The sequence below is a fragment of the Gluconobacter potus genome (genome assembly GCF_015244705.1).
Classification (GTDB): domain Bacteria; phylum Pseudomonadota; class Alphaproteobacteria; order Acetobacterales; family Acetobacteraceae; genus Gluconobacter; species Gluconobacter potus.
In genome coordinates, this window is the sequence record NZ_JABCQF010000046.1 from 1 (window position 1) to 2,302 (window position 2,302).

The 2,302-nt window shown below is 60.6% G+C and carries 2 protein-coding genes; both read left to right on the forward strand.

The window, feature by feature from the left end:
• Window positions 1–144: 144 nt before the first annotated feature.
• Window positions 145–1,395, forward strand: a complete 1,251-nt coding sequence (gene istA, locus HKD31_RS15845; RefSeq protein WP_007396168.1) for an IS21 family transposase — start codon at window positions 145–147, stop codon at window positions 1,393–1,395.
• Window positions 1,392–2,237 carry an IS21-like element helper ATPase IstB gene (gene istB, locus HKD31_RS15850; RefSeq protein WP_007396167.1) on the forward strand — a complete coding sequence of 282 codons (846 nt, stop codon included), beginning with the start codon at window positions 1,392–1,394 and terminating at the stop codon, window positions 2,235–2,237. Before istA ends, istB begins: the two co-directional genes overlap by 4 nt.
• The last annotated feature ends 65 nt before the right edge of the window (window positions 2,238–2,302 follow it).

Below are 2,302 nucleotides of genomic sequence, written 5' to 3' on the forward strand. Positions count from 1 at the left end.
TGTGAGTGCTGGTTGTAATCTCCCCAAATGTGCTGGTTGAAAATTCCCCAGTTTGAGGACTGTGCGTGATCGTCATGGGGGCATGCCCCCATGACGATCACGCGGCACATTTATCCCTGCTGATGCCAAAGGAAGGGCGAGCAGGTGATAGGACTCAGGGAGGTCGTTTTGATCCAGGAACTCAAAAGACAGGGGCTCAGCATCAGCGCCATCGCGCGCCAGACAGGGCTCGATCGCAAGACAGTGAAGAAGTATCTGGCCAATGGGCTGGAGACTCCAGCCTATGCACCGCGTAAACCGGTGGCCAGCGCAGCAGAACCTTATCGAACCTATCTGTTGGAGCGGATGGCAAGTTATCCCGGACTTTCATCGCGCAGGCTGCATCGTGAAATTCGCGACATGGGATATGACGGTGCCTATTCATCGCTGACGGAATATCTCCGGCAAATCCGCCCCCCGCTGCCCAGGCCTTATGAGCGGCGCTTCGAGACCGGAGCCGGCGTTCAGGCGCAGGTCGATTTTGCGGAATTCCAGACAGTCTTCACCGGCGAGCCAGGCATCGTGCGCAAGGTCTGGTTGTTCAGCATGGTGCTGGGGCACAGTCGCTGGCTGTGGGGACGTTTCTGCCCGAACCAGGGTCTGGAAACAGTGATGCGTTGCCACATCGCCGCCTTCGAGGCGATGGCGGGCTGCTGCACGGAAATTCTCTACGATCGCATGAAGACCGCTGTCATCGGTGAGGATGATGCGGGCGTGGTGACCTACAATGCCTCGCTGGTGGCGCTTCTGGCCCATTATGGCAGCGCCCCCAGAGCCTGCCAGCCCTATCGCGCCAAGACCAAGGGCAAGGTCGAGCGACCCTTCCGCTACATCCGTCAGGACTTCTTCCTTGGCCGCAGCTTCCATGATCTCGATGACCTCAACGCCCAGTTCGACGTCTGGCGCGCGGATATCGCCAACGCGCGGGCACATGCCACCACCGGGCGGATCGTGCAGGAGCATTTTGCACAGGAGCAGCCCCATCTGCATCCATTGCCTGCCCTGCGCTACGATGCTGTTCTGAGCGTCGAGCGGCGGATCAGCCGCGAGGGGATGGTGGCGGTGGCCGGCAATTATTACAGTGTGCCTGACACTGCCCGCCGTCGCGTGGTCGAGATCCAGCACCATACACATGAAGTCCTGATCTTCGAGGAAGGGAAACTCATCGCCCGGCATCCCGTGCTGGAAGGCAAAAACCGTAAGCGGATCGAGCCAGGCCACCGCAAGGCCCCACCGGTTCAACACGCCGAGATGTTGCCGACGACACCGGCGGTGCCGATCCTCCAGCGTCCTCTGGCTTTCTACGGCGCGGTGGGTGAACGCCTGGCCAACATCAATGCCAAAGGGACCGCATGATGTCTGTCACCGAACGCATCCGACAAAGCCTGCTGGCTCTCCATATGGCACGCGCCCTCGAAACGCTTGATCACACGCTGGGCAGGCTGGAAAAGGGCGAGATCAGCGCCATCGAGGCCATCGACGATCTGCTGGCCGAAGAACTGAACCTGCGCGAGGGACGGCGCATCAGCGTAGCACTGCGCACCGCCCGCCTCATGCCGATCAAAACTATCGAGAGCTTCGACTTCTCGTTCCAGCCTTCACTCGACAGGCATCGCATCACCGCGCTGGCCCAGCTCGAGTTCATCAATCGGGCCGAGGTGTTGCATTTTCTGGGCCCGCCAGGCACCGGAAAATCCCATCTGGCCACAGCCATCGGCGTGGCCGCCGTCAGGGCCGGACGCAGCGTCTATCGCTGCTCTCTGGCAGAACTGCTCGAGGCGCTCACCAGAGCCGAACGCGAGGGGCGTCTGGCCGAGAAAATTCGCTTCTACACGCGGGCTTCGCTGCTGATCGTCGATGAAATTGGCTACCTGCCAATCACGCCAGGTGGTGCCAACCTCTTCTTCCAGCTGGTCAATGCCCGCTACGAAAAGGGAGCGATGATCCTGACCTCCAATCGCGGTTTTGCCGAGTGGGGCGAGGTCTTCGGCGACCCGGTCGTCGCCACCGCGCTGCTCGACCGGCTACTTCACCATGCTGTCGTCGTCCACATCGAAGGTGCCAGCTATCGCCTGCGCCAGCATGCCGATCTGATCCCCGAGCATACACGGGCCCACGCCAATCTGATGCCACCGGCAGCGCCAAAGCGCCGCGGTAGGCCCCCAAAGCATGGAGCTATCGATCACCTCAATGGCTGATCACCATATCCGTGCTGGGGAATTTTCCGACAGCACATGTGGGGAATTTTGAAACAGCATTTACA

Coding starts and splice junctions, on each gene's coding strand:
- istB (WP_007396167.1), top strand. CDS start 1,392: ATGATGTCTGTCACCGAACGCATCCGACAAAGCCTGCTGGCTCTCCAT.